Consider the following 23,707-nt stretch of genomic DNA (forward strand, 5'->3'; position numbering starts at 1 on the left):
AAAAAATTCAGGCACTTTATTGGTTAAAAACAGGAGCGAGTCAAAGCCTTACAGATGTAGCTGAACGTTTAGGTGTACATAGAATTACTGTACATAGATGGTTAAGCTGTTCTACGTTTAAACTGTGTGTCAAAAATCAATAAAACTCTTGTGGGACGGGCTTCTAGCCTGTCCCAAATTTCCAATTTAAATGCGTAACAGCTTAAAACAATATAGTGCTCGCGGTCTGTCAGATAAGTAATGCCTCATAATAAAAATGTAGGCACACTATCTATTAGCTTTAATCTATCTGACGTTTTTTGAGGTGGAGCTACTTAGAAGATGGTTGGGGAACTGCAACGGTGGTAACACGGACATTCGGATCGAGGGCGTCACCTTGAGAGTAAATATAATCAAATGCCGATCGATCTTTAAGCATATTGGCCCGCAAAAATAGCGCGCTCCAACGGGCGATCGTTTCAATACCCACGGCTCGCTCTAAGGTAGCAGTATTGCGATCGGGGTTCGCACCAGCGGGGTTATTAACATTGGTAATGCCGAAGTGATTTGCACCCATAACAGTAATCAAAGCTTTGGGTGGTGTTTGAATTTGGTCAAAGGTGCTTTGAGATCGATCGGGCAGGGCGACACCATCCATATCGCCTTGAATCAACGCCACTGCAATGCCATCATTAGCGATGGCTACAAATTCATTAGCAATGGGATTCCGCAAGTTAGCGCCAAAAAATGCACCCGCTAATAGTTCTTTCGGGCGCGTAAATGGCTCTTGACACAAATACAATTCTGGGAGGCATTTATTAGCAATCACCGATAACCCCACTGCACCGCCAAAAGAATGACCCAATAAACCAAGGCGCTGCGTATCGATAACAGACGCGATCGGAGATGTGGGGTTTGTGTTTTCGATCGCCATTTGCGACAAAACCGCCGCAATTTCCGAAGTTTCCGACGCCAAATTAGGCGGTAAAGTGGGGTTGAAGGGCGAAGGGCGCAAATGGTTCGGAACGACTACCACAAAGCCGTACCGCGCCACGTGGCTAGCGTAATCTGAATAAAATGATTTATCTACAAGCGCACCTTGCAATAAAAGTACAATGGGGAAAGAGTAATTACCCGAATTAAGATCCGATGGTTTAGGATAATAAATGTCAGCTAAATCGTTATTAGCCGATATCATCGTACTGTAAAAGCTGGTTTCTTTAAATGGCGGTGCATAATCGATTGTTGTGGCAAATACTTTGCTAGCAAGGACAACAAACGCAGCAATTGCACAAACAATTGCTAGGTTTTTTACTGACAAAAAATGAGGGTAGAAATTTATCATTATTGTGGATTTAAGAGTGCGTGCAGAAGCTACTAAAAAAAGCAAGTCGGCAACCCTTGGTAATTTAACGAGCGTTACCGGAAAAGGTTTCCGACTCTGTGACAAATAGTAGGGGCGGGTTCACCAACAATACCTGCCAATAATTGACAATCTCAAAAACCCGCCCCCACCGGGATATTATGGTTAATCGCTCGGACATGATATGACTCCTAAATAAACAAAATTCACGATTTTACACCCTTTTTGACTGCTTTTATTTTAGTGTGGCTTATAACCCGACTAAATCTTCTTCAGAAAAACATTCTTTAGAGGGATGAATCGGAATTTCGATGGCTAATGTCGCCCCGTGATCCGGTATCGAAAAACAACGGAGCTGCCCGCCGTGGTCGTCCACTACAATAGTATAGCTAATCGATAACCCCAAACCCTTTCCTGTACCCACTTTCTTCGTTGTAAAAAATGGCTCAAATATGCGTTGTTGAATATCTTCGGTTATGCCCGGCCCATTATCAGTAATATAAATACCCACTTGAAAGTCGGAGAGTAACTTCGTGCAAATAGTAATAGTAGGAATTGGGCTGCTCTCATCTACATCATTTGCCCAACGTTTTGGGGATTGCAACGCTTCAATCGCATTAGTCAGAACATTCATAAAAACCTGATTAATTTGCCCCGCGTAGCATTCTATCTTTGGCAAAGCCTCATACTCTTTTACCACTTTAATTATCGTTTGATCTGCTTCATCTTTCAGCCGATGCTGCAAAATCATCAGCGTACTTTCAAGCCCTTCATGGATATCCACCGCTTTCAACTCAGCTTCATCGAGTCGCGAAAAATTCCGCAGCGATTGCACTATTTCTTCGATTCGGTCAGCTCCTATCCTCATAGAACCAATTAGCTTCGGCAAGTCATTCCTGAGAAAAGTGAAATCGATTGCTTCCAGTTGTTCCTGGATAGCGGCTGTGGGATTGGGAAAATCTTCTGTGTAGAGTTGCACCAGCCTCAGCAAATCTTCCGTGTACTCCTTGATGGGACAGAGGTTCCCTTTAATGAAGCTAATCGGATTGTTAATTTCGTGAGCTACCCCCGCTACCACATTCCCCAAACTTGACATTTTCTCGCTTTGGATGAGTTGAGCTTGCGTATGTTGTAACTGTTGTAGAGCCAACTCTAGCTGGTGAGATTTCTCCCGCTCTTTAGCTTCCGACTCCCGCAATCGCGCATTTTGATCTTGCAATTTTTTTTGCAAACGCTGAATAGTTAGTTGATTTTCCACACGAGCTAAAACTTCTTCTAAATGAAATGGCTTTGTGATGTAGTCAACTCCTCCCACAGTAAATGCTGTGACTTTATCCAACACTCGATCTAGGGCACTCAAGAAAATAACTGGAATACCCGAAGTTCTGCCATCCGCTTTTAAATGTTTGCAAACTTCGTAGCCATTCATCTGGGGCATCATGATGTCCAGCAAAATCAAATCTGGCGGGGTTGAACGCGCTGCTTTTAATGCCATTTCCCCGTTTATTACGCCCCGAACTTTATATCCTTTGTCGCTCAGCATAGTGGATAAAAGACGCAGGTTGTCTGGGGTATCGTCAACCACTAAAATATTGGCAACATGACATTCTAATTGCTGGCTGTTCATGGGATAAATTTTTCTGTTAAGTCAGTAATTTTATCAAATCGAAAATTATGAATCCAATCGATGAGAATCTCCGCAGACAAAGTATCTGATTCAGGGATTGTGGCGACTAAACTTGAAATCAGGTACGCATCAGCATCGATAGCTCCATGATGTAACTGTCTCACCCACTCCGCAGGCATTGCCGCTAAAGTCGTCCTCAAGAATTCAGTTTTTTCCCCTTCTTTTACACTCAAGTCTTGACCCTCAAGCTGAGATAATGTAAAGTTCGGTAAATCTTCATAAATATACTGTACCCCTAAATGTTCAGCCATTTTGGCAAAAATAACTTCTTCTTGGAAAGGCTTGCTCACAAAATCGTCACAGCCTGATGATAAAACAATGGCTCGCTCCTCCTCAAAAGCGCTAGCGCTCAACGCAACAATCGCGGTAGCCTCATCTTGAATCTTGGCTTTAATTTGTCTGGTGGCCTCATACCCGTCAATCACAGGCATTTGCATATCCATCCAAATTAGGTGAGGTTTCCAAGTTTCCCAGATTCTAATAGCTTCTTGACCATTTACTGCTTCGCGCACCTCCAAGCCAAGCGGTTCGAGAAGATGAACCAATAGCAAACGGCTCTCCCATTTATCATCAACCACCAAGATGCGATATGAGGGTTGGTTGGGTTGTAAACCAATTACCCGCCTTCTTGATTGTCGAGGTTGAACTTCAGCCATCTCAGGGGAGCTAATTTGGATATCAAAACTAAAAATTGTTCCTCGATTCAAGGTACTGTTGACGGTAATGTCTCCTCCCATCAGTTGTACGAATTGTCGGCTGATGGGTAAACCCAAGCCTGTTCCTTCTTGAGATTTCCGACCTGCGTCAGTTTGCACAAAAGCCTTAAATAGAGAATCTAGCTCAGTAGGAGCAATGCCGTAACCAGTGTCTTCCACTTCAAACGTAATAGTCCGTGGTTCGTTGTCCATGAAGGACTTTTGTTTCGCACTAATTGCTGCAACCCGAAGCGTTACACTTCCCTTCGTAGTAAACTTAATCGCATTTCCTAACAGATTAATCAAGACTTGACGCAATTTATTTTCGTCAGTCTTTACATACTGAGGAATGTTAGAGTTAATGTGCCAACTGAGCTGTAAACCTTTAGAATCAGCTTTGAGTTTGAGCATTTCTTCGAGAGAATGGAGCAAATGATACAGGTCAAAGCTAGTAGGATTTAAGGTAATCCGACCTGCCTCGATTTTAGACATTTCCAGCACGTCATTAATCAGCGTCAGCAAATGCTCGCCAGAACGGCTAATGATGCCGATCTGTCCCTGCTGTATGTGAGAAAGGGATGAGTCGCGCGCCAGCACTTGGGTAAAGCCGAGAATTGCATTGAGGGGAGTTCGTAATTCGTGACTCATTTTTGATAAAAATTCGCTTTTAGCCTTGTTAGCCGCATCTGCAACTTCTTTGGCTTTTTGTAATGCCGCCTCTGCTTTTTTACTTTCCGTAATATCGCTTGCTGTGCCAGTTATTCCTAGAATATTTCCCTCGGAATCCCGCACTACAAGTGAATTAAACCGGAGATTGATAGGTCTACTATGTTTAGCTAATTGTATGGTTTCATACTGAAATACGGACTCTCCATTCAGCATACGTTGGAATATCTCGTTATCTTTGGGAAGTTGTTCAGGGATCTGAAACTCACTGAATTTTCGCCCTATCATTTCTTCAGGGCTGTAGCCAAAAATCTGTTGGACGGCAGCGTTGACGAAGGTATAACGCCCTTCAACATCAACTGACCAAATCATATCCTGCGATGTTTCAACTAAGTCACGGTATTTAGCCTCGCTTTCTTTGAGCGCTTCTTCTACCCTTTGACGATCGGTAATGTCGTTAATGACTAAGAGAATACACGCTTCTCCACCCAGCTCAATAATATCTGCTGATACCAGCATCTTCCTCACCTCGCCTGATGAAGTACAAAAATCAAATTCCTGATTCCGAAGCACTCCTGATTCTTGCAAGAGCTGCTTGTATCTGTCACATTCTTCTAAATTAACCCAAAAATTCAACTCAATTGCTGTAAAACCAATTACCTGTTCGCGAGAGTAACTAAAAGTGCTGAGGAAACTGTCGTTCACTTCGATGTAGCGTCCATCTGAAAATCTGGCGATCGCGATCGGGTTAGGACTGGAACGAAAGGCTTTAGAAAACTTTTCTTCAGACTTGCCCAAGGCTCTTTCTGTCTGCATTCTGACAGCCATTTCCTGTTGCAATTCTTGCGTTCTTTCTATAACCTTACATTCCAGCGTTCGCGAGTATTCGCCTAATTGCTCGTAAAGTTGAGCATTTTCAATGGAAATAGCAATTTGGGAAGATAAAAGTTTTAACAATTCTAGGCGATCGGTAGTAAAAGCCCCTTCAGTCAGATTATTTTCCAAATAAAGAAGACCAGTCAGCTTACCTTGGTGCAGCAAAGGAGTGCAAAGAATAGATTTCGGTTGAGTGGCAGCAATATAAGGATCGCGAGTAAATTGTCCTTCTATTGCAGCATTACTTAACACCACATTTTCCTGAGTGCGAATCACATAATTGGCGATCGCACTTGCAAGCAAAGGGGTTCCCCCAGAAGCTGTTGTTGGATTGAGAGGAAGCGATTGCAGCACGCTAACTTCATCCTCGTTCACCGAACCTTCCGCCTCTAGCGCCCAGTGTCCCGCTTTTTCTAAAATCAAAAAACCTTTTTGCGCCCCCGCATTCTCGATCGCAATTTTCATCAATCTTTCCAGCAACCTACTCAAAACTATTTCACCCGAAATCGCTTGAGAAGCTTTCATCACCGTAGCTAAATCTAGCGTCTCACCCAAATTGTTGCTAGTAGTCGCAGTCGTTGTGCGGTTAACTTTTGTTTGAGTAGTTGTCTTCCCTGAAGTTTTCGCTATTAATTGGGGATATTTTTCCTCCAGACTCTCAACTTTACGTTTAGCACCCCAGTATTGGTAGCCATAGTGAGCTTTAGTCAAATAGATTTGGGCAAATTCTTCTTTATCTTTCCCCAACCAGAACTTAGCAGCAAGTTCCGCCGCCAGCGCTTCATTCTGAATAAAATTACCCTCTCTAGCCTGAGAATAAGCGCGATCGTACAAATCCATCGCCTCTAAATCTCGACCTGAAATTCTCGCCATTTCTGCCGCCACTAGCCAGAATTTATGTGCAAAACTTTCCGAGCAGTTATCCGCCCAAATTTTGATTTGTTTTTGATTAGCTTCTAATTGCTGCCAGTAATCTTTTCGCTCCGATTCAGAAACCTCTGAATACAGAGCGGTTAAAATCAGACAACGGTAAAAATGATGGTGAGCACTAGAAATATGACCCATCAAATAATCTAGCAGCTCTGCCGCGCGTTCCGATGCTTCTAGCGCCTCACTATACTGTTCGTAAAGATAGAAAGTCTGCGCTTTTAAAACATAAAACTCGCACAGCGCTGCCATACTTTTACGGTCATGAAAATTTTCTAAATGCTGTTTCTCGCTAATTTCATCATCTTCCCCCATCAAATTTAAAATTGCTGACTTATTAGCAAGAATTATATCAATTGCCCATAAATTTTTAGTTTGCTCGCAAAAATGGAGCGACTTGGCAATATCTTCCAAGAGATTATTTAAATTCATACCTTGGAAGAAATAGGTAATGGTTTGAAACATCCGGTTATAACCCGTCCATTGCAAATTGCCCGATTGCAAGCCAACTTTATAACATTCGTTATTAATTTCAGCCGTACTTTTGAGCGGTCTCACCCAACAGTTTAAGTAATTAGCAAATATCACACTATCTTGGCAGTTTTGAGACAAGTTATTTGAATTTTCGCTCAGAGTAAGAGCGAGTCTGCCAAACTCATAAGCCGATTGGTAATCCCCTACAATTGAATTCAGGATAATTCCATAACATGAATAGCAATAAGACCCTCCCGCAACAAAACCGTACTTGAGAGAAAGGTTAATCGCTTTGATCACAGTCAACTTCCACAGTTCTTGAGATGAAAAGAACGTTAGCGGCCCCATGTTGCCCAATAATTGCATGGCCATTAGTTGAGCCGGGTCTTTCATCTTGTCTGCATTAATTAATGAAGCAATTTCTTGGTTTGCCAAGTTAGCTTGAGCTGCCGCCATTTCCGCATTAACCGCCTCGCTTAAATTATATTCGGCCAAGTCTATGCCTAGCAAGTGAAGGGCTTTTAATCCAGATTGAACTGCTGCTTCATATTTACTCAGCAGAGTGTACTGGACGATCAAAATGTTGTAAATTTCTGCCTTTTCTAGATCAGATTTTGCCCGGGCAAATGCCAGTTCTATTAAAGCTTCTGATTCTTCAAAATTGCCGTTTAAATATTCGGCTTCTGCCAACTCTTTATGAAACGTAAAAGCTAGTTCGTAGGAGTCTTGCCAAATATCGCCCGGTAAAATTTCTCGACCGAATTTTAAGTAATCTCTGGCAGCAGCATAAGCCGTTGCATCTTTGGCTTTGCGAGCGGCTGTTAAATTTAAAATAGCTAGTTCAATTTGCTCGTGAGCATCAATGATTAAATGCCGACCCGAATTCAAATGATCGGCAATTTCAAAAATTCTTTCTGCTCGTCGCTCAGGAGAAATATTTGCCAGTAACAGGCGACCAATTTGTAGGTGAATTGCTGTTTGCAGTTTTGAGTCAATCAAAGCGTAACCTGACTGCTGCACGCGGTCGTGCAAAAATTTATAAGTAGTAATTACCAAGTCTGAGTTAATTATTTCTGATTCGGTAGCACCTAACTCAGAAGTAGTTAAGATTAATCCCTCTTGGATGGCTGGCAATAGTTCTTGAAACGTGGCTAGCCACGATTTCTCATTAATAATTGAAAGAGTGTTTAAGTCAAAACTATTACCCACGCAAGCAGCCAAACGCAAAACTTTCTGAGTGGATTCTGGCAATTTTTTCATTTTGCCCAGCATCAATTCAATGACGTTATCAGTAATACCTACTGATTCAATTTCGGAAATATCCCAATCCCAGTTTCTTTCTTGAAAATTGAATCGCAGCAGATTTTCTTGATAGAGAGTTTTGAGAAACTGATTGACAAAAAAAGGATTACCTTGAGTTTTACTGAGCACTAACTCGGCTAGGGGGAGCGCTGATTTTTGGTCTTTACGCACGGTGTCAGTAATTAAGTTACTTATTTGGTGAAGGTGTAATGGAGCTAAAGTAATTCGCTCGATTCTTGCACCTTGATTTTGCAGCTCATCCAAAGTCATCATTAAAGGATGAGATGGGTTAACTTCGTTGTCTCGATAAGCACCAATTAGAAACAGATAGTTCGTTTGTTCATCTGCTATCATTACTTGTAGCAATTTCAATGTAGCGGCATCAGCCCATTGTAAATCGTCGAGAAAGATGACTAAGGGATAGTCAACTGAACAAAACACGCGGATGAATTTTTGAAATACTAAATTAAAGCGGTTTTGTGCTTCTCTAGCGCCTAATTCTTGTACCGTATGCTGTTTGCCAATGATTAATTCTACTTCAGGAATGACATCTACAATGATTTGACTATTAGCGCCAACTGCCGCTAATATTTTTTGTTTCCAGGTATTGAGTTGATTTTCGCTTTCTGTTAAGAGTTGCTTGACTAATGATTGAAAGGCTTTGACAACGGCCGCGTAAGGGATATTTCGTTGAAATTGGTCGAATTTTCCGGCAATAAAATAACCTCTGGCTTTAGTAATTGGTTTATAAACTTCTTGTACTAAGGCGGATTTTCCAATGCCAGAGTAACCGGATACTAGCATCATTTCGGTGCTGCCCCTGCTGACTCGCTCAAAGGCTGCTAATAAGGTTTCAACTTCTGTTTCTCTCCCGTAAAGTTTTTCGGGGATGAGGAAATGGTCTGTAATATCCCGCGTCCCTAATGCAAACGTTTCAATGTTACCAGTGTTTTGTAATTGAGCCAGACAAATTTCTAAATCGTGTTTCAGTCCTAATGCACTTTGATAGCGATTTTCCGCATTCTTTGCCATCAGTTTACTAACAATTTGGGATAAAACTATGGGAATTTCTGGCTTGATTTGATGTACCGGAATCGGCTGTTTGGCGAGATGACAATGTACTAACTCCATTGGGTCTTCTGACTCGAAAGGTAACTGTGTTGTCAACAATTCATAGAAGGTCACACCCAGGGAATAAAAGTCACTCCGATAGTCAATGCCTCGATTCATTCTTCCTGTCTGTTCTGGGGAGAGATAAGCTAATGTTCCTTCGATAATGTTTGGATTCTGGATTTCTTGGGTTTGTTTCGGCAGCAGGGAAGAGATACTAAAGTCAATGAGCTTAATTTGTTTGCTATCGGGGTTGATTAGGATATTAGCCGGTGTGATATCTTTATGAATAACTTTATTTTCGTACAAAGAGTGAAGAATATCTGCTAGTTTCCTGCCTAGGTCGAGAAAGTTTTCTAAAGATCTAGATTGAGCTGGTTGGTTTTTATCAGTTGCGGTCTGGATATAAGTAGACAGAGAGACTCCTCCAAAGTCCTCCATTATCAAAGCATAGGCGCTTTTGTAAGGTACTAAATCTAGGGGTTTAACAATACTGGGGAGGTTGAGATTTTGGGCAATGGTGTATTGGTTGCGGAATTGCACCAGTTCGCTGAAGCTGGGGTATTCGTTTCGCAGCAGTTTGATGACGACTGGAGTGCGATCGCACTCCCGAATACCTCGATAGACTAGAGTGCGAGATCCTGCATAGAGTTGTTCTGTTATGCGATACCCCGGTACGTCAGTGATTGTCTCCATTGTCCAGTCCTCAATAAATTCGGGGTTACTATATCTCTAGTTTACTCAGCAAACTTGGTAAATTCTCAATGGCCTCTAATGTTCCTGCACTTGTCAGTGGGCGTTCTGTACGAACGCTCGCAGTTCGTTGGATACTGAAGCCATATTATTAATTGTTTTACAGGTTTTGATTACCAACTGATAATAAGCGGCAATCCCGGTCGGAAATCTACCTGTTGTCCCTGCACTTCTCCATCAAAACCAAGCTCGACAAAATACTCGGTTCCTATCCGCAACTTTAATTGATTTGTCTCAAGCACTGCTTGAAGTTCAGGTGACGGATTATTAGCAGCAGGACTGACTAATTCTACACGAGTAATTTCCCGGAAACCAACACCATGATCCAAAGGCTGTGACTTCGGGGTAGAGTATTGATCTGGACGTTGACCAAAGGAAATTTGGAAAAGCATGGGCTCAGTCAAAACATCACTATTTGTTGCCACCCTTATACTCATCGTTTCAGATAAATAAGGTGGACGATATGCCCAACTTGAAAATGCAACTGTGTCCTCAGAACCTTTGGCTGGACGCAAACAGATGCCAAATGGACACGCACCATTATTCCGATTTGTCGATCGCTCCCAAAGACGAGTCTGATGAATTGGCTCAGACTTCGCCTCTTCTGGCTCGTGAACCCATAACAATTCCAACATTGCGTTATGGAAAAAGAAACAGCGATTGGCTGTACCTTGTCCGTGATGAATGCGAGATCCACCCTCAACTAAACCGAAGGATGATAAACGATTAGCTTCCGAACCACCAATATCAGTAAGGATGAAAAGATGGTCAAATTCAAATGTCATAGCATTGTTCAGAGAATCGATCGATCGCTCAAGTAATTTTAATCCTCTGTGATTGCTTTTTTTCCGATCGCCACGCTGATGCTGCACAGCGTACTGTACCAAAGTCCAAAACCTATACTCAGTAAATCTTTCCCAATCTAAAATCTAAAATCTAAAATCTAAAATCGATCGCCCCAACCTTCAAGTTACAACCAGATTGAGGAACCATCCGCCCGCATCCAGCAGTCTCAACATCCAGTTAGCGACAATTCTGCTAAAGTCAGGTCATCCAAGGAGTGCATCTTGTAGAGAGGCGATTCGCAGCCTCTGCCCCGAAAGCAGTAAAATCCCATCAGCTTGTCACCTGCCACCCGATCGGCAATAACTTAAAAATTAAGGTAGTTTGAAAATAATCGCCCAAAGTTGAAAGAAGCCTTGACATCTGACCTAAACTCTCTAACTTAGACCCTCTAGCTGCGCTGCCATCCACATTTAAAAGATGCCATGTCAACCTTAGTCATCGTCGAATCTCCGACCAAAGCCCGCACCATCCGCAACTTCCTGCCCTCCACCTACCGTGTAGAGGCATCGATGGGCCATGTCCGCGACCTACCATCCTCCGCCGAAGAAATACCAGAAGCGGTTAAAGGAGAAAAATGGGCGCAACTGGGCGTAAACGTGGAGGCAGACTTTGAACCCCTCTACGTCATCCCGAAAGATAAAAAGAAAATTGTTAAAGAACTAAAAGACGCCCTCAAAGACGCCACAGAACTTATACTAGCCACTGACGAAGACCGGGAAGGCGAAAGCATTTCCTGGCATTTGCTGCAAATCCTCAAACCCAAAGTGCCCATCAAGCGGATGGTGTTTCACGAAATCACCCGCGAAGCTATCCGCGACGCTTTGACTCACTGCCGCGATATCGACAATCGAGTAGTACAAGCGCAAGAAACTCGCCGAATTCTCGACAGACTCGTCGGTTACACACTCTCCCCGTTACTGTGGAAAAAAATCGCTTGGGGTTTGTCAGCAGGTAGAGTGCAGTCAGTCGCAGTCAGGCTTTTGGTGCGCCGGGAACGGGAACGCCGCGCTTTCCGCCAAGGTAGTTACTGGGATTTAAAAGCTTTTTTGGAAAAGGGCAAGATTTCCTTTGATGCCAAACTCGTGACTGTCGGCAATGTAAAAGTTGCAAACGGCAGCGATTTTGATGAAAATACCGGGCAAATTATCTCCGGCCGCCGCGTACTTTTGCTGAATGAAGAACAGGCGCGGGCTTTACTTTCACGCATTCAAAACAAACCCTGGACTGTCGGCAATATCGAAGAACGGCCAGTCACCCGCAAACCGTCGCCGCCGTTTACGACCTCGACTTTGCAGCAGGAAGCTAACCGCAAGCTGCGGCTGGGTGCGCGGGAAACTATGCGAATTGCCCAAGGTCTCTACGAACGCGGTTTTATCACCTATATGCGGACGGATTCGGTGCATTTGTCCGAACAGGCAATAGAAGCGGCCCGCAGTTGCGTGCAAGAACTTTACGGCAGCGAATACCTCAGCCCCCAACCGCGCAAATATACGACGAAAAGCAAAGGCGCGCAGGAAGCCCACGAAGCTATCCGTCCTGCCGGCAGCACTTTTCGGACTCCGCAGCAAACCGGATTGGATGGGATTGATTTCCGCCTGTACGATTTGATTTGGAAGCGGACTGTCGCTTCTCAAATGGCCGATTCCCGCCAAACTCACGTCACTGTATTAACTCAGGTAGAAGATGCCGGTTTCCGTTCCAGCGGCAAACGCATTGATTTTCCGGGCTTTTTGCGCGCCTACGTGGAAGGTTCCGACGATCCGAATGCGGCGTTGGAAGACCAAGAGGTGATTTTGCCGGCGCTGAAGGTGGGGGATAAACCTAATTGTAAGGATTTAGAGGCAGTTGGGCACGAAACTCAACCTCCCGCCCGCTACACGGAAGCTTCTCTGGTCAAAATGCTGGAAAGCGAAGGTGTGGGCCGTCCGAGTACCTATGCGAGTATTATCGGTACAATTGTCGATCGGGGATATGCGAAATTAATAGCTAACGCCCTAATTCCGACATTCACCGCTTTCGCTGTCACTACTTTATTGGAAACACATTTTCCCGATTTAGTAGACACCGGTTTTACTTCCCGGATGGAACAAACCCTCGATGAAATTGCCACCGGCGAGGCGAAATGGCTGCCGTATTTGCAAAAGTTTTATACAGGGGAAACCGGGCTCGCAACCCAAGTTAAGGAACAGGAAAGTCACATTGATGCGAAAGTGGCCCGAACTGTGGTATTGGAGAATTTGCCAGCCAAAGTTTGCATCGGCAAATTCGGCGCCTACCTGGAATCTGAAAGCGAAGAAGGCTTGGTAAAAGCATCGATTCCCCAAGACTTGACGCCGGCAGATTTAGACCCGGAACAAGTGGAGTTTCTGTTAAAACAAAAAACCGAAGGCCCGGAAAAATTGGGTCTTCACCCGGAAACTGGGGAACCGATTTATGTGCTGATTGGCAGTTACGGGCCATACGTTCAGTTAGGGGAAGTTTCGGAAACGAACAAGAAACCGAAGCGGGCTTCTTTACCGAAGGGGACGGATAAGGATAGCGTGACGCTGGATATGGCTGTGAGTTTGTTGACTTTACCCCGGTTGTTGGGCACTCACCCGGAGACGGGGGCGAAGGTGCAAGCTAATTTGGGGATGTACGGGCCTTATGTGGTGCATGACCAGGGTAAGGTGGGGAAAGATTATCGATCGATCAAGCCGCCGGATGATGTTTTGACTATAGGGATCGATCGGGCTTTAGAGTTATTATCGCAGCCGAAAGCCGCCCGCGGCCGCAGCAAAACAGCGACACCTTTGAAGGAATTGGGCGCGCATCCAGAGTCGGGAGAACCGATCAATGTTTACGATGGTCGCTACGGCCCCTACGTGAAACACGGCGATATCAATGCTTCTTTGTCCAAGGATGAATCTGTGGAGAATTTCACCTTACAAAGAGCACTGGAATTGTTAGCAACGAAGGAAGCAGCGGGAGGCGGTAAATCTAGCAGCAAGTCGAAGAAGTCTACTAAGACTGCGGCGGCGAAGTCGGAGACTGCGACTGAGAAAACTGTGGCGAAGAAAACTACTGCTAAGAAGACGACAACTGCGGCGAAGAAAACCACGACTAAGAAGGCTGGGACTGCGACTGCGACTAAGAAGAAGACAACTTGAATTTAGTTTAGTTTTCACCCATAGAGAAACCCGGACGGTGTAGGGGCGGTGCCCCGTGCCCGCCCGGTTTTTTTGTTGGTAAAATACTGCACAAATTTAGTTTTGTAGTAAGGACTTCAGTCCTTAAAATTCGGCTGGAGTGTAGTAGGGCATAAAGTTTCTTGAATTCAATTAAGATATAGACGGCGGCCCCGATCGATAAACTCGAATCACTTTTCCCGTCAGAGTTTCAGCAATAGATATCGCATCATTAATATTAGCCGTCAGTCTAGCAATATCGTCATCTCGCGTGCAAGCAATAATACCGCAGTGGTCAGGTTGCAGCTTGTGGAGTTGAAAGAAATCGCGCCGATTGACAGTCAAAACAGCCCGATTTTCAACGATCGCAAATGCTAATACATTCTCATCAGGCAGTCCAGCGTTTCCTGCTTGTTGAACAGTCAAGACATCATGCCCCAAAGAGCGTAAATTTTGCACGACTTGCCGGGGAAAGTGTTCGTCTGCATAGATACGCGCCATAGGTTTATTGGATATTTTCAGGTGTATCTAAAATCTCGTCTGCCTCGTCTTGCAGTCTAATTGCTTCCTCAATTTCGTCAGGGTAAGCTTCAGCATAAGCCCAAACATTTACTAAATCAGCGGCACTCAGATGGGGATAGCAATCTAGGATAAAAGCATCGGTAGCGCCGTCATTGCGATAGCTTGCGAGCAACCAAACGGGAATGCGAGTATTGTCAATACAAGCATCGCCACCCATCACGCCGGGAGTTTTTGTAATAGAGCGTCCGCTGTTTTTGAGACTCTGGGTTAAGATGCGAATTGCCTCTGCTTTCTCTGCTGGCGTTAAGGCAAGAAGTTGCGCTTCTAATTCTGGGATTGTCATAGAGCTTATTTGATTTATGAATTATGTATGTATTGAATATTGTAGGGCGATATCCCTATTAGTTAGGTTTCTTGCAAAACGTTGTGAATTAATTCTGCTGCTAGTTCTAGCTTATCGCGGTGAGTAAGGGCTTCCATGTCAACGGTGACTGCTGAGCGGCGCTTGGGTGTGGGTGCGGCTGGGGATGCGGCGGGCAATTCCAGAGTTTCGTAGAAATAATCGATAGGTTTGCCGTACACGGCAGCGAAGGCGGGTAGCTCCCTCTCGGCGTCTACTTTGCGCTTGCCGTTTTCGATACACGATATGGCTTGTTGGCTCAGGCTTATCCCGTAGCGCAGCTCTAACTGCTCAATAACTTGCTCTTGGGTTAGTCCGAGTGCTTCGCGGGTAGCCTTGAGGCGCTTGCCAAGGGAGAACGCCATATCAGGAAATCATGTAAAGAACAATGAAATCCTATATTTTTCCTTAAGAAACATCTATACGATAAATCAATTGTTATACGATAATCGTGTAATTAAAGATTCCGATGAGTTCTAGCGAGCCGGAAGACTTGCGGACAAACCAGAAACCTTGTGGAGAAGAAGTGAAATGAACGAAATAGTTGAAAAAGCTCAACAGGCAATTGCTACACCCGAAGTGCAAGAGATGTTGAAGAAGTTATCTGAATATGGTTTAGGTGTGTTCATGCCACATATGCACGATCCAGAAACAGGTGACTTTGCCCCGCTTCCTTCAGGGATGGTAGCCGTAGAGGATAATCTACAAGTATCTTTTCATCATGTTTCTGAACCGGAAGTTTCTAACGGTAGACCTGTCGGTTGGGTTTGGGATAATTCTTCTCAAACAGCTATGGCTTGTACTACTTGTATCGAGTATAGCGGACGACACGGTAAAACGAATCATTAGGATTCGATACCTGCTTTATTTTCTATCAATTAGTCAGCCGACAATTACAGGAGCTACATCATGGCAAATGAGAAACCCCCTGATATAAGAGACCCCAATGCTTTTGAAGCAAAAGATGGAAAAAAATGCCCTTCGTGTGGCGGCACAGGAAAAATAAAGCCTGAAAAAGCTGTTAGAGAGGCAGTTTGCCAAAAGTGTAAGGGCAAGGGGTACTATATCTAAACGATTTTTGTTGATTGAGTACAGTGTGAGATAAGTCCAGTTTTATCTCACTCTATGCCAGAAAAGGTAGAAAACAGTTGTTATTATCAAATATTTTTGGTTTAACAACATGAAATATATTATTCTACAGGAGTTAATTATGAAGTTTTCCGCTGACCGTACAGAGAAAAAAGGACCTTTGGGAGGAGCTTACTACGAAACATATATCAAGATAACTTTGACACCTGAAGAGGAAACGATTGCCCGCAAACAAGGCATTATGAGAGCCAGAATTTTCGGAAGTATGATAAATTCAGATCACCCTGAAACAAGAGAGGCTTTTAGTCTTTGTGGTCGGTTAGAAATAACAATGGAAGATTTACTCAATGGGATTACAGTTAAAGTTGGTAGCGGTAAAGAACTGGGAAGGCTTGGAGCGTTTGAAGATTTAATAAAACAGCGTTGTAAAAACTTCAAGTCCAACCTTGAAGCCGATCAGTTGTTTGGCTCTGGCGGGTCTAAAGACGAAGAGGAGTTATAGGCTCGGATGGTGCAGTAATTTGTTCTGAGTTTTGTTAAGAAATGGAGAGATAAAATGTCAAACAAGCCAATGAAAGACGATCGCACAGAGAATCGTGCGTCAGCAAAAGATAAAGTAGAGCAAGTGGTTAAAAAACTCAACCTAACTAAAGATGAGCGAAGAGATCTACATGAACGCTTAGAAGACTACATGAGCTACCAGGATATACTGGATCTTGCAAAAAGTATGTTCCAACAACAGTCAGAAGGCCGTTGGTAGATAATGAAGGGATAAAAAAGCGATCGCCTTTTTTTCAATCCCCGACAAAAGAGCGATCGCACTTTTTTCAGTATCTCGATGAAAGGGCGATCGCTCTTTTTTACATAATTTGCACTGACGAGGGTATTCATTTTAGTTAAATTAGTCAGTTTGATATCATTTGCGCGATCGATCGCACTACCCACCCTATCCCTGACCTCGCGCTGGTCTAAAATCTCCGGGGCCGCAACAAAGGCGATATGTGCGATCGACAAACTGCCCGTATAACCCCGCCAGCAGCAGCAGCGGGGGAAAAACTAGCAGCAAGTCGAAGAAGCCAACTAAAACTGCTGCGGTAAAACCGGAAACTGCAACTGAGAAGACTGTGACGAAGAAAACAACTGCTAAAAAAACGGCGACAGCAACTAAGAAGAAAACCAACTGAAATTAGTTGAGTTTTCACTCATCCCGAAACCCGGTTTATCAAAAAAACTGGGTTTCTTTATTTATAAAACACTGCACCACATGGCAAAAATAGGTTTGTAGTAATGACTTCAGTCCTTAAAATTCTCTTCTCTTCCTTTGTCTCATCAGCGTCTGCGGGGTTCGATCGCCCCTATTGTTTTTGAGACATCTCAACTCAAACTCTTCTCAAGCCTAGCTTTTAGGCTTACTTGTCACCCGCCAGCAAAATCATCCTATTTACTTATTGACAATTGCTCTTCTCTGTTTAATTGTCAGGAAACGTATATATAAGGTTACAAATTGTATCCTAAGCAACAGAAAGTACCCAATGTTTTATGTAGCGCTCTACAATGGACAAAAGAAACAAGATTAAGAGACGCGATCGCTATGGATATGAATATGGATATGAATGGAAACCTAGACTGGGAAGAAGCATTTGAGTACAGAGCGGGCTTAACAGTGGAGTTGAAGTCCCAGCCAGGGGTTTTGCATACGATCGCTTACTATGAAGTGATGATGGTACCGCCCATCTGGTTAGAAAATGACCCGCGTCCCCGCTATCCTCACGAAGTGCGAGTCGTTGCCCACCAGCCAACTGTGTCCAATGTTTGCCGGATTTCAGAGAGTCCTGTTTTAGTCGCCTCCTAAGTTTTTTTAGCGGGAAATATCGGCGATGGCATCTAGCCAGCAATCAAACCGATGCAGTGATTTTCGGATTGAGATTGCTTGAGTTTAGTTTTTGGCATCGGCTAAGTAGTCGTAGGGTGCGCCGCCATGAACAACCCCTAACGCAGCATATCGACAATTTCACAGATCCGCACCTGTGCGATCGAGAGGCGATGTAAACAAACCCAACACTTATTTTCTACCCAAACTTTGTAAAAATGGTATTATTTTAGGGTTTCGGTAATTCCTTCCCCTATCCATAACCGCACGTGGGTCTAAAATCTCCTCAGCGACCACAAAGGCGATATGGGCGATCGACTTTCACGAAAAAACTGCGGTAATTCAAAAGTATGTTGGTACAACTGGTATAAATCCATCTTGATATTTAATGAGAGTTGTTTGAGGTTTTTCCTAGGGCGACTAATTCGGTTTATTAACACAAAAGAGACAACTTTAACCATAAAAATTAAATTGGTATGTTAAGATGACACAAGCCCTTAGCATACTTGATTTCAATTATGGCTGAAAAATTAATAGTTAGAAACTTTGCTGGCATCAAGAATTTGGAGATTGAAATCAAACGAATAAATATACTTATTGGTCCTCAAGCCAGCGGTAAAAGTGTTTGCGCTAAACTCCTTTTTTATTTTAAGAACTTCGTATGGGAAATTTTATCGGTTGTAAATAATGAGCAGACAAAACGCAATCTAGATTCAAACTATTCCAAGACGTTTGAGGAATATTTTCCTCCAGATTGTTGGGGAAAACAAGATTTTTTCATCAGGTATGAAATTTCCAATGTTTTTATAGAAGTTAGTAGAAAACAGGATACCAAAGGTAGAGTTTCCCTCAGCTATTCAGATTTTTTCAAGAAACAATTGGCAGACCTACGCAATTTACTCAAAAAAGCAAGAGAGGAAAGCTCTGAAATAACTTTGAGTAATAATATTATTAATAGTTCATTGTTTGGCCATAAATTTTTAAAAGATCACTTAGTAGAAAGTTTAGGCAGCTCCATTGGTCGAGAGGCAGCCTTCAATCAGCTTTTTATTCCTGCTGGCCGCTCATTTTTCGCTAATCTTCAGAGCAATATTTTTTCTTTTCTTTCAAGCAATAATACCTTAGATCCATTTCTAAGATCGTTTGGCTCAACCTACGAAACGATAAAAAAATTGCGTATAAAATATAATATTTACCTTGAACCTAAATATACAAAAGATATACTAGAGGAAATAAACAGGCTAATAGAGCAGTCTTTATGTGGTAAGCATATACAGGAAAAAGGCAAAGATTTTCTGGAGGTGGCAGATGGAAGACGTATTAGTATTGCGAACTCATCTTCCGGTCAACAGGAAACATTGCCTCTGACAATTATGCTAGCTGCACTACCTTTACTAGCTTCCCCTCCAGTCGGTCATACAGTGTATATTGAGGAGCCGGAAGCGCATTTATTTCCAAGCGCACAGCGTAATATTGTCGAGTTGATCGCTACTGTCTTTAATACTCGCAAAAAGCAACTTCAATTCTTTATAACTACCCATAGTCCTTATGTCCTGACAGCACTTAATAATCTACTCCAGGCTGGGCTTCTTTATCAAGAGTCCAGTGAAGATATACAACATCAACTAGAAAAGATTGTATCTAGATACAAATCATTAGATGTTGACGATCTCTCAGCCTATGTTTTGAGCGAGGGAAAATGCAATAGTATTGTGTGTCCTGATACTGGGTTGATTGATGCGCGAGTCATTGATTCTGTTTCTGATGAACTAGCTATTGAATTCGATCAACTTCTCAACTTAGTTTAAATCGTATATGAAAAGTCTTTCCGAGTGTGAGGAACGTAGATCCGACACCAAGATTGTCTTGCAGGAGAACAAAAGTAAAATAACGTTCCTCAACCCGAATAAAGACGAAATATTAAAAATTAAGGTTGATGGCTGCGTTATTAGTGACAATGAGACTTTGCGTTGCGACTACGCACTCATTCCTTCTGATGCAGTAGAAATATATGTAGAGTTGAAAGGAAGCGATATTGCACAGGCGGTTAAACAAATAGAATCAACTATTAATTTACTTTCGGCAAATCCCCAAAAGATTAAGAAGCTATGTTTTGTCGTGTCTACACGTGTGCCAAAACAAACAACAAGTATACAACAGCTACAAAGTCAGTTTAAGAAAAAATTTAATGCTAGTTTCCGAATCAAGAATATTCAAGATGAGTATGATTTAAGTACGTCCATAAGCTAAACTAACGAGAATTTTGATATGACGAACATACAAAACTTTAGCAGAAAAGGAGTCAGCGGACAATTCGCATGCATAAATAAAATTTAATTCACATATAAATCATTATCACTTCTACCTTGAGAAGTATCTTTTTGGGGACTTGCACAACACATCCCCCCACACGCAGCACATACGCATCAGGTGCACAGTGCACACTCTACGAAAAGTTTTGTGGAAATCCTATTTTATATTGCTTAATTCCTTGATCCCCGAAACTTTCCACCTTTATTCCCTCGAAATTGTGCGATGTTTAGCCATAAATTAACATTGATTTAAACTTTTATGGAGACATAAACGAGCTAGAATTCAATAGTTGGTGTGGAAGACATGGAGTTTAAAGACAAAATGTCACAGATAAAAAATTAATATCGATCGCACTTATCGATCGCACTTTACAAAACAAGCACAACTTAGGAGTCAATCGCTGATGATGCTAGGAACAACCGAGATCCCGCAATTAAAGCCGCTTTCCGACTCAGAACTACACAAAATGAACGCCTACTGGCGGGCGGCAAACTACCTATCCGTCGGACAAATCTATCTCCTCGACAACCCCCTACTCAAAGAACCCCTCAAAATCGAACACGTCAAACCGAGACTCCTCGGACATTGGGGCACCACTCCAGGCCTCAACTTCATCTACGTTCACCTCAACCGCATCATCAAAGCCCAAGACCTCAACACCATCTACATCGCAGGCCCCGGACACGGCGGGCCGGGCTTGGTCGCCAACACCTATCTCGAAGGCACTTACAGCGAATATTACTCGAACATTTCCCAAGATGAAGAGGGTATCAAACGGCTGTTCAAACAGTTCTCCTTTCCCGGCGGTATCCCCAGCCACGTCGCCCCGGAAACCCCCGGTTCGATTCACGAAGGCGGCGAACTCGGCTACGCCCTCGTCCACGCTTACGGGGCGGCCTTCGACAATCCCGATTTGATTGTGGCGGCCGTTGTCGGCGACGGGGAAGCCGAAAGCGGCCCGCTGGCTGCTAGCTGGCATTCTAACAAGTTTCTCAACCCGGTTCGGGACGGGGCCGTGTTGCCAATTTTGCACTTGAACGGCTACAAAATTGCCAATCCAACGCTGTTGGCCCGCATTCCGCAAGAGGAATTGGAAAGTTTGATGGTCGGTTACGGCTACAAACCTTATTGGGTGGAAGGTTCAGACCCGGAAACCATGCACCAGTTGATGGCTGCAACTCTCGATACTGCGATCGGCGAAATTAAGGCGATTCAGGAAAAAGCCCGCACAGAGGGCTATTCCGGTCGTCCCCAGTGGCCGATGATTGTGATGAAAACTCCCAAAGGCTGGACGGGCCCGAAGGAAGTTGACGGTAAGAAAACTGAGGATTATTGGCGATCGCACCAAGTCCCACTTTCGGAAATGGCTTCTAAGCCGGGACACGTCCAACTCCTGGAAGATTGGATGAAAAGCTATAAGCCGGAAGAACTCTTCGACGAAAACGGCAAGTTAATTCCCGAATTGGCGGAACTCGCACCCAAGGGATCTCGACGCATGGGGGCAAATCCCCACGCTAACGGCGGCCTGCTGCTGCGAGACTTGAAAATGCCGAAATTTGAGGACTACGCCGTTGACGTGCAAAAACCGGGCACTGTAATGGCAGAAGCAACCCGCGTTGCCGGCCGCTTCCTGCGAGACGTGATGAAACTGAATCAGGAAAACGCCAATTTCCGCATTGTCGGGCCCGACGAGACGGCCTCAAACCGCCTCGATCCGGTGTTTGAAGTGACGAACCGGGTGTGGGCGGGAGAAATTTTGCCCGAAGACGACCACATCTCCCCAGACGGCCGGGTGATGGAAGTCCTCAGCGAACATCTATGTCAGGGATGGCTGGAAGGCTATTTGCTGACGGGACGCCACGGCTTTTTCTCTTGTTACGAGGCGTTTATTCACATCATCGATTCGATGTTCAACCAACACGCCAAGTGGTTGAAAACTACTAACGATATTCCTTGGCGCCGACCGATCGCCTCTCTCAACTACCTGCTAACTTCTCACGTTTGGCGGCAAGACCACAACGGTTTTTCTCACCAAGATCCGGGTTTTATCGACCACGTAATTAACAAGAAAGCGGAAGTGGTGCGGATTTATTTGCCGCCGGATGCGAACACTTTGCTGTCAGTAACGGATCACTGTCTCCGCAGCCGCCACTATGTCAACGTGATTATTGCAGGGAAGCAGCCGGCATTGCAGTATTTGGATATGGATTCTGCGATTAAACACTGTACTGCCGGCATCGGCATTTGGGAGTGGGCCAGCAACGATAAAGGTGGCGAACCGGATGTGGTGATGGCTTGCGCGGGTGATGTTCCGACGCTGGAAACTTTGGCTGCTGTTGATATTCTGCGCCGAGATTATCCTGATTTAAAAGTGCGGGTGGTGAATGTGGTGGATTTGATGACGCTGCAACCTGCTAGCGAACATCCCCACGGTTTGTCTGACAAGGATTTTGATACTTTGTTCACGAAAGATAAGCCGGTGATTTTTGCTTTTCACGGCTATCCTTGGCTGATTCACCGCTTGACTTATCGCCGGACAAATCACCCGAATATTCACGTTCGGGGTTACAAGGAAGAGGGGACGACTACGACGCCGTTTGATATGGTGGTGATTAATGACCTCGATCGATTCCATTTGGTTGGAGATGTACTCGATCGCGTTCCAAAACTGAGTTCTGTCGCAGCTTACGGCAAACAAGCTATCCGTGACAAGCTGATCGAACACAGGCACTATATCAACGAACACGGCGATGATATGCCGGAAGTCCGCGACTGGAAGTGGCCGTATGCGGGCCCGGTTTCGCCGGAAGCGCCGCAGGAAACGAAAGATCCGACGGCGACACCCGATCAAACCGTGCGATCGGGTGCACCGGGCTAGCGATATTCTGGGTAGGGACACGGCAATGCCGTGTCCCGACGGGATTCCATTTGTATTAGAATAAATCTGCCGTAATGGTCATCTTAGTGGGGCGACGCAGTGAAGTGAGGGGGATGCGCGATCGGATGCTGGCGTTAAACTGGCATAACGTTTATAGAGAATAAGAATGTCTTTTTCCTGGGTCACAGTCTAACTGCTATGTGGGCGTATTCTGTCGAAAAGCAGCCAACATCACATAACAAGAGGTATTGGTTGGGCTGGCTAATTGTTATTGCATCCGCCTTTGCGGTTAACCGTTAATTATCAAGAAATAAGAATTACTCACTCTTTTTTGCTCAGCCTTTTGCTACCATTTGGCACAATTCTCGTGCTGGCACTTTTTTGTTGCAAAGGACGTACACTCATCACTCGCAGTCAACAAGTCATCTTAGCAGGGCTTTTCCATCTCGATCTCCTTACGGGAGTTAACAGCTTACCTGTAATCTGACCCTTCAGCACAGAAACGTTCAAACTTTCTTTTGGTCTGCTTCCCAGTGCTGGTTTTTTAAACCCGTTCAACTATTATTTTTACCTAAATTAATTGATTGAGATTGGTGTTCTTGCCCTGTTATATCGTGTCCGGTCGATTACTGTTGATATGGGCGGGGCGGGTTTATGAATTTGTTGGCTTTGAATTTGAGAATACTGGTGAACCCGCCCCTACAAGATATGGAATTATAGTCATTTCAAATAAATGTGAGACAAATGCAAGATGATGTAAAATGAAGAAAAATGGTTAACTCGGAGCTGA

Annotated in this window: 17 protein-coding genes; 9 read left to right on the forward strand and 8 right to left on the reverse strand. The window is 44.0% G+C overall.

Going from position 1 to position 23,707, the window contains the following annotated elements:
* Positions 1–5: 5 nt before the first annotated feature.
* Positions 6–143, forward strand: coding sequence for a helix-turn-helix domain-containing protein (locus tag QUB77_RS26470; RefSeq protein WP_333179049.1), 138 nt, complete (start codon positions 6–8; stop codon positions 141–143).
* A gap of 167 nt (positions 144–310) precedes the next feature.
* Here the strand turns inward: QUB77_RS26470 and QUB77_RS26475 are convergent, their stop codons facing one another.
* The 4 genes from QUB77_RS26475 to QUB77_RS26490 all read right to left on the reverse strand — a co-directional run bounded on the left by QUB77_RS26475 (position 311) and on the right by QUB77_RS26490 (position 10,617).
* On the reverse strand, positions 311–1,324 hold the full coding sequence (locus QUB77_RS26475) for a poly(ethylene terephthalate) hydrolase family protein (protein WP_333178977.1): 1,014 nt from the start codon (positions 1,322–1,324) through the stop codon (positions 311–313).
* Positions 1,325–1,592: 268 nt separating this feature from the next.
* Positions 1,593–2,969, reverse strand: a complete 1,377-nt coding sequence (locus tag QUB77_RS26480) for a response regulator (protein WP_333178974.1) — start codon at positions 2,967–2,969, stop codon at positions 1,593–1,595.
* Positions 2,966–9,775 (reverse strand): AAA family ATPase, encoded by a 6,810-nt coding sequence (locus QUB77_RS26485; protein WP_333178972.1) that lies wholly within the window; start codon positions 9,773–9,775, stop codon positions 2,966–2,968. Before QUB77_RS26485 ends, QUB77_RS26480 begins: the two co-directional genes overlap by 4 nt.
* Positions 9,776–9,945: 170 nt before the next feature.
* Positions 9,946–10,617, reverse strand: a complete 672-nt coding sequence (locus QUB77_RS26490) for a VOC family protein (RefSeq protein ID WP_333178969.1) — start codon at positions 10,615–10,617, stop codon at positions 9,946–9,948.
* A 483-nt stretch (positions 10,618–11,100) separates the two neighbouring features.
* On the opposite strand from QUB77_RS26490, the gene topA reads away from it, so the two are divergent.
* The gene (gene topA, locus QUB77_RS26495) at positions 11,101–13,827 is read left to right on the forward strand and encodes a type I DNA topoisomerase (protein WP_333178966.1); all 2,727 of its coding nucleotides are present in this window, start codon (positions 11,101–11,103) and stop codon (positions 13,825–13,827) included.
* A 171-nt stretch (positions 13,828–13,998) separates the two neighbouring features.
* Here the strand turns inward: topA and QUB77_RS26500 are convergent, their stop codons facing one another.
* The 3 genes from QUB77_RS26500 to QUB77_RS26510 form a co-directional block, all read right to left on the reverse strand.
* Positions 13,999–14,346, reverse strand: a complete 348-nt coding sequence (locus QUB77_RS26500) for a DUF5615 family PIN-like protein (RefSeq protein ID WP_333178963.1) — start codon at positions 14,344–14,346, stop codon at positions 13,999–14,001.
* 4 nt (positions 14,347–14,350) lie between these two features.
* Complete coding sequence (locus tag QUB77_RS26505; protein WP_333178960.1) at positions 14,351–14,710, reverse strand: DUF433 domain-containing protein; 360 nt, start codon at positions 14,708–14,710, stop codon at positions 14,351–14,353.
* Positions 14,711–14,772: 62 nt separating this feature from the next.
* Complete coding sequence (locus QUB77_RS26510; RefSeq protein ID WP_333178958.1) at positions 14,773–15,132, reverse strand: helix-turn-helix transcriptional regulator; 360 nt, start codon at positions 15,130–15,132, stop codon at positions 14,773–14,775.
* Between the two features lie 166 nt (positions 15,133–15,298).
* Here QUB77_RS26510 and QUB77_RS26515 point away from each other — a divergent pair, with 166 nt between their 5' ends.
* The 3 genes from QUB77_RS26515 (at position 15,299) to QUB77_RS26525 (ending at position 16,616) form a co-directional block, all read left to right on the forward strand.
* The gene (locus QUB77_RS26515; RefSeq protein WP_333178957.1) at positions 15,299–15,616 is read left to right on the forward strand and encodes a hypothetical protein; all 318 of its coding nucleotides are present in this window, start codon (positions 15,299–15,301) and stop codon (positions 15,614–15,616) included.
* 331 nt (positions 15,617–15,947) lie between these two features.
* Positions 15,948–16,358, forward strand: coding sequence for a hypothetical protein (locus tag QUB77_RS26520; RefSeq protein ID WP_333178955.1), 411 nt, complete (start codon positions 15,948–15,950; stop codon positions 16,356–16,358).
* A gap of 54 nt (positions 16,359–16,412) precedes the next feature.
* Positions 16,413–16,616, forward strand: coding sequence for a hypothetical protein (locus QUB77_RS26525; protein WP_333178952.1), 204 nt, complete (start codon positions 16,413–16,415; stop codon positions 16,614–16,616).
* A gap of 186 nt (positions 16,617–16,802) precedes the next feature.
* On the opposite strand, the gene QUB77_RS26530 is transcribed toward QUB77_RS26525, so the two are convergent.
* Complete coding sequence (locus QUB77_RS26530; RefSeq protein ID WP_333178949.1) at positions 16,803–17,036, reverse strand: hypothetical protein; 234 nt, start codon at positions 17,034–17,036, stop codon at positions 16,803–16,805.
* 429 nt (positions 17,037–17,465) lie between these two features.
* On the opposite strand from QUB77_RS26530, the gene QUB77_RS26535 reads away from it, so the two are divergent.
* From QUB77_RS26535 to QUB77_RS26550, 4 genes are all read left to right on the forward strand, one after another.
* The gene (locus QUB77_RS26535; protein ID WP_333041742.1) at positions 17,466–17,708 is read left to right on the forward strand and encodes a hypothetical protein; all 243 of its coding nucleotides are present in this window, start codon (positions 17,466–17,468) and stop codon (positions 17,706–17,708) included.
* A gap of 536 nt (positions 17,709–18,244) precedes the next feature.
* Complete coding sequence (locus QUB77_RS26540; RefSeq protein ID WP_333178946.1) at positions 18,245–19,534, forward strand: AAA family ATPase; 1,290 nt, start codon at positions 18,245–18,247, stop codon at positions 19,532–19,534.
* Between the two features lie 7 nt (positions 19,535–19,541).
* A complete protein-coding gene (locus QUB77_RS26545) occupies positions 19,542–19,976 on the forward strand; it encodes a hypothetical protein (protein ID WP_333178943.1) in 435 nt (144 codons plus the stop codon).
* Positions 19,977–20,442: 466 nt separating this feature from the next.
* Positions 20,443–22,917 carry a phosphoketolase family protein gene (locus QUB77_RS26550; protein ID WP_333178941.1) on the forward strand — a complete coding sequence of 825 codons (2,475 nt, stop codon included), beginning with the start codon at positions 20,443–20,445 and terminating at the stop codon, positions 22,915–22,917.
* The last annotated feature ends 790 nt before the right edge of the window (positions 22,918–23,707 follow it).

This window comes from Microcoleus sp. AT9b-C3 (assembly GCF_036705485.1).
GTDB lineage: Bacteria > Cyanobacteriota > Cyanobacteriia > Cyanobacteriales > Microcoleaceae > Microcoleus.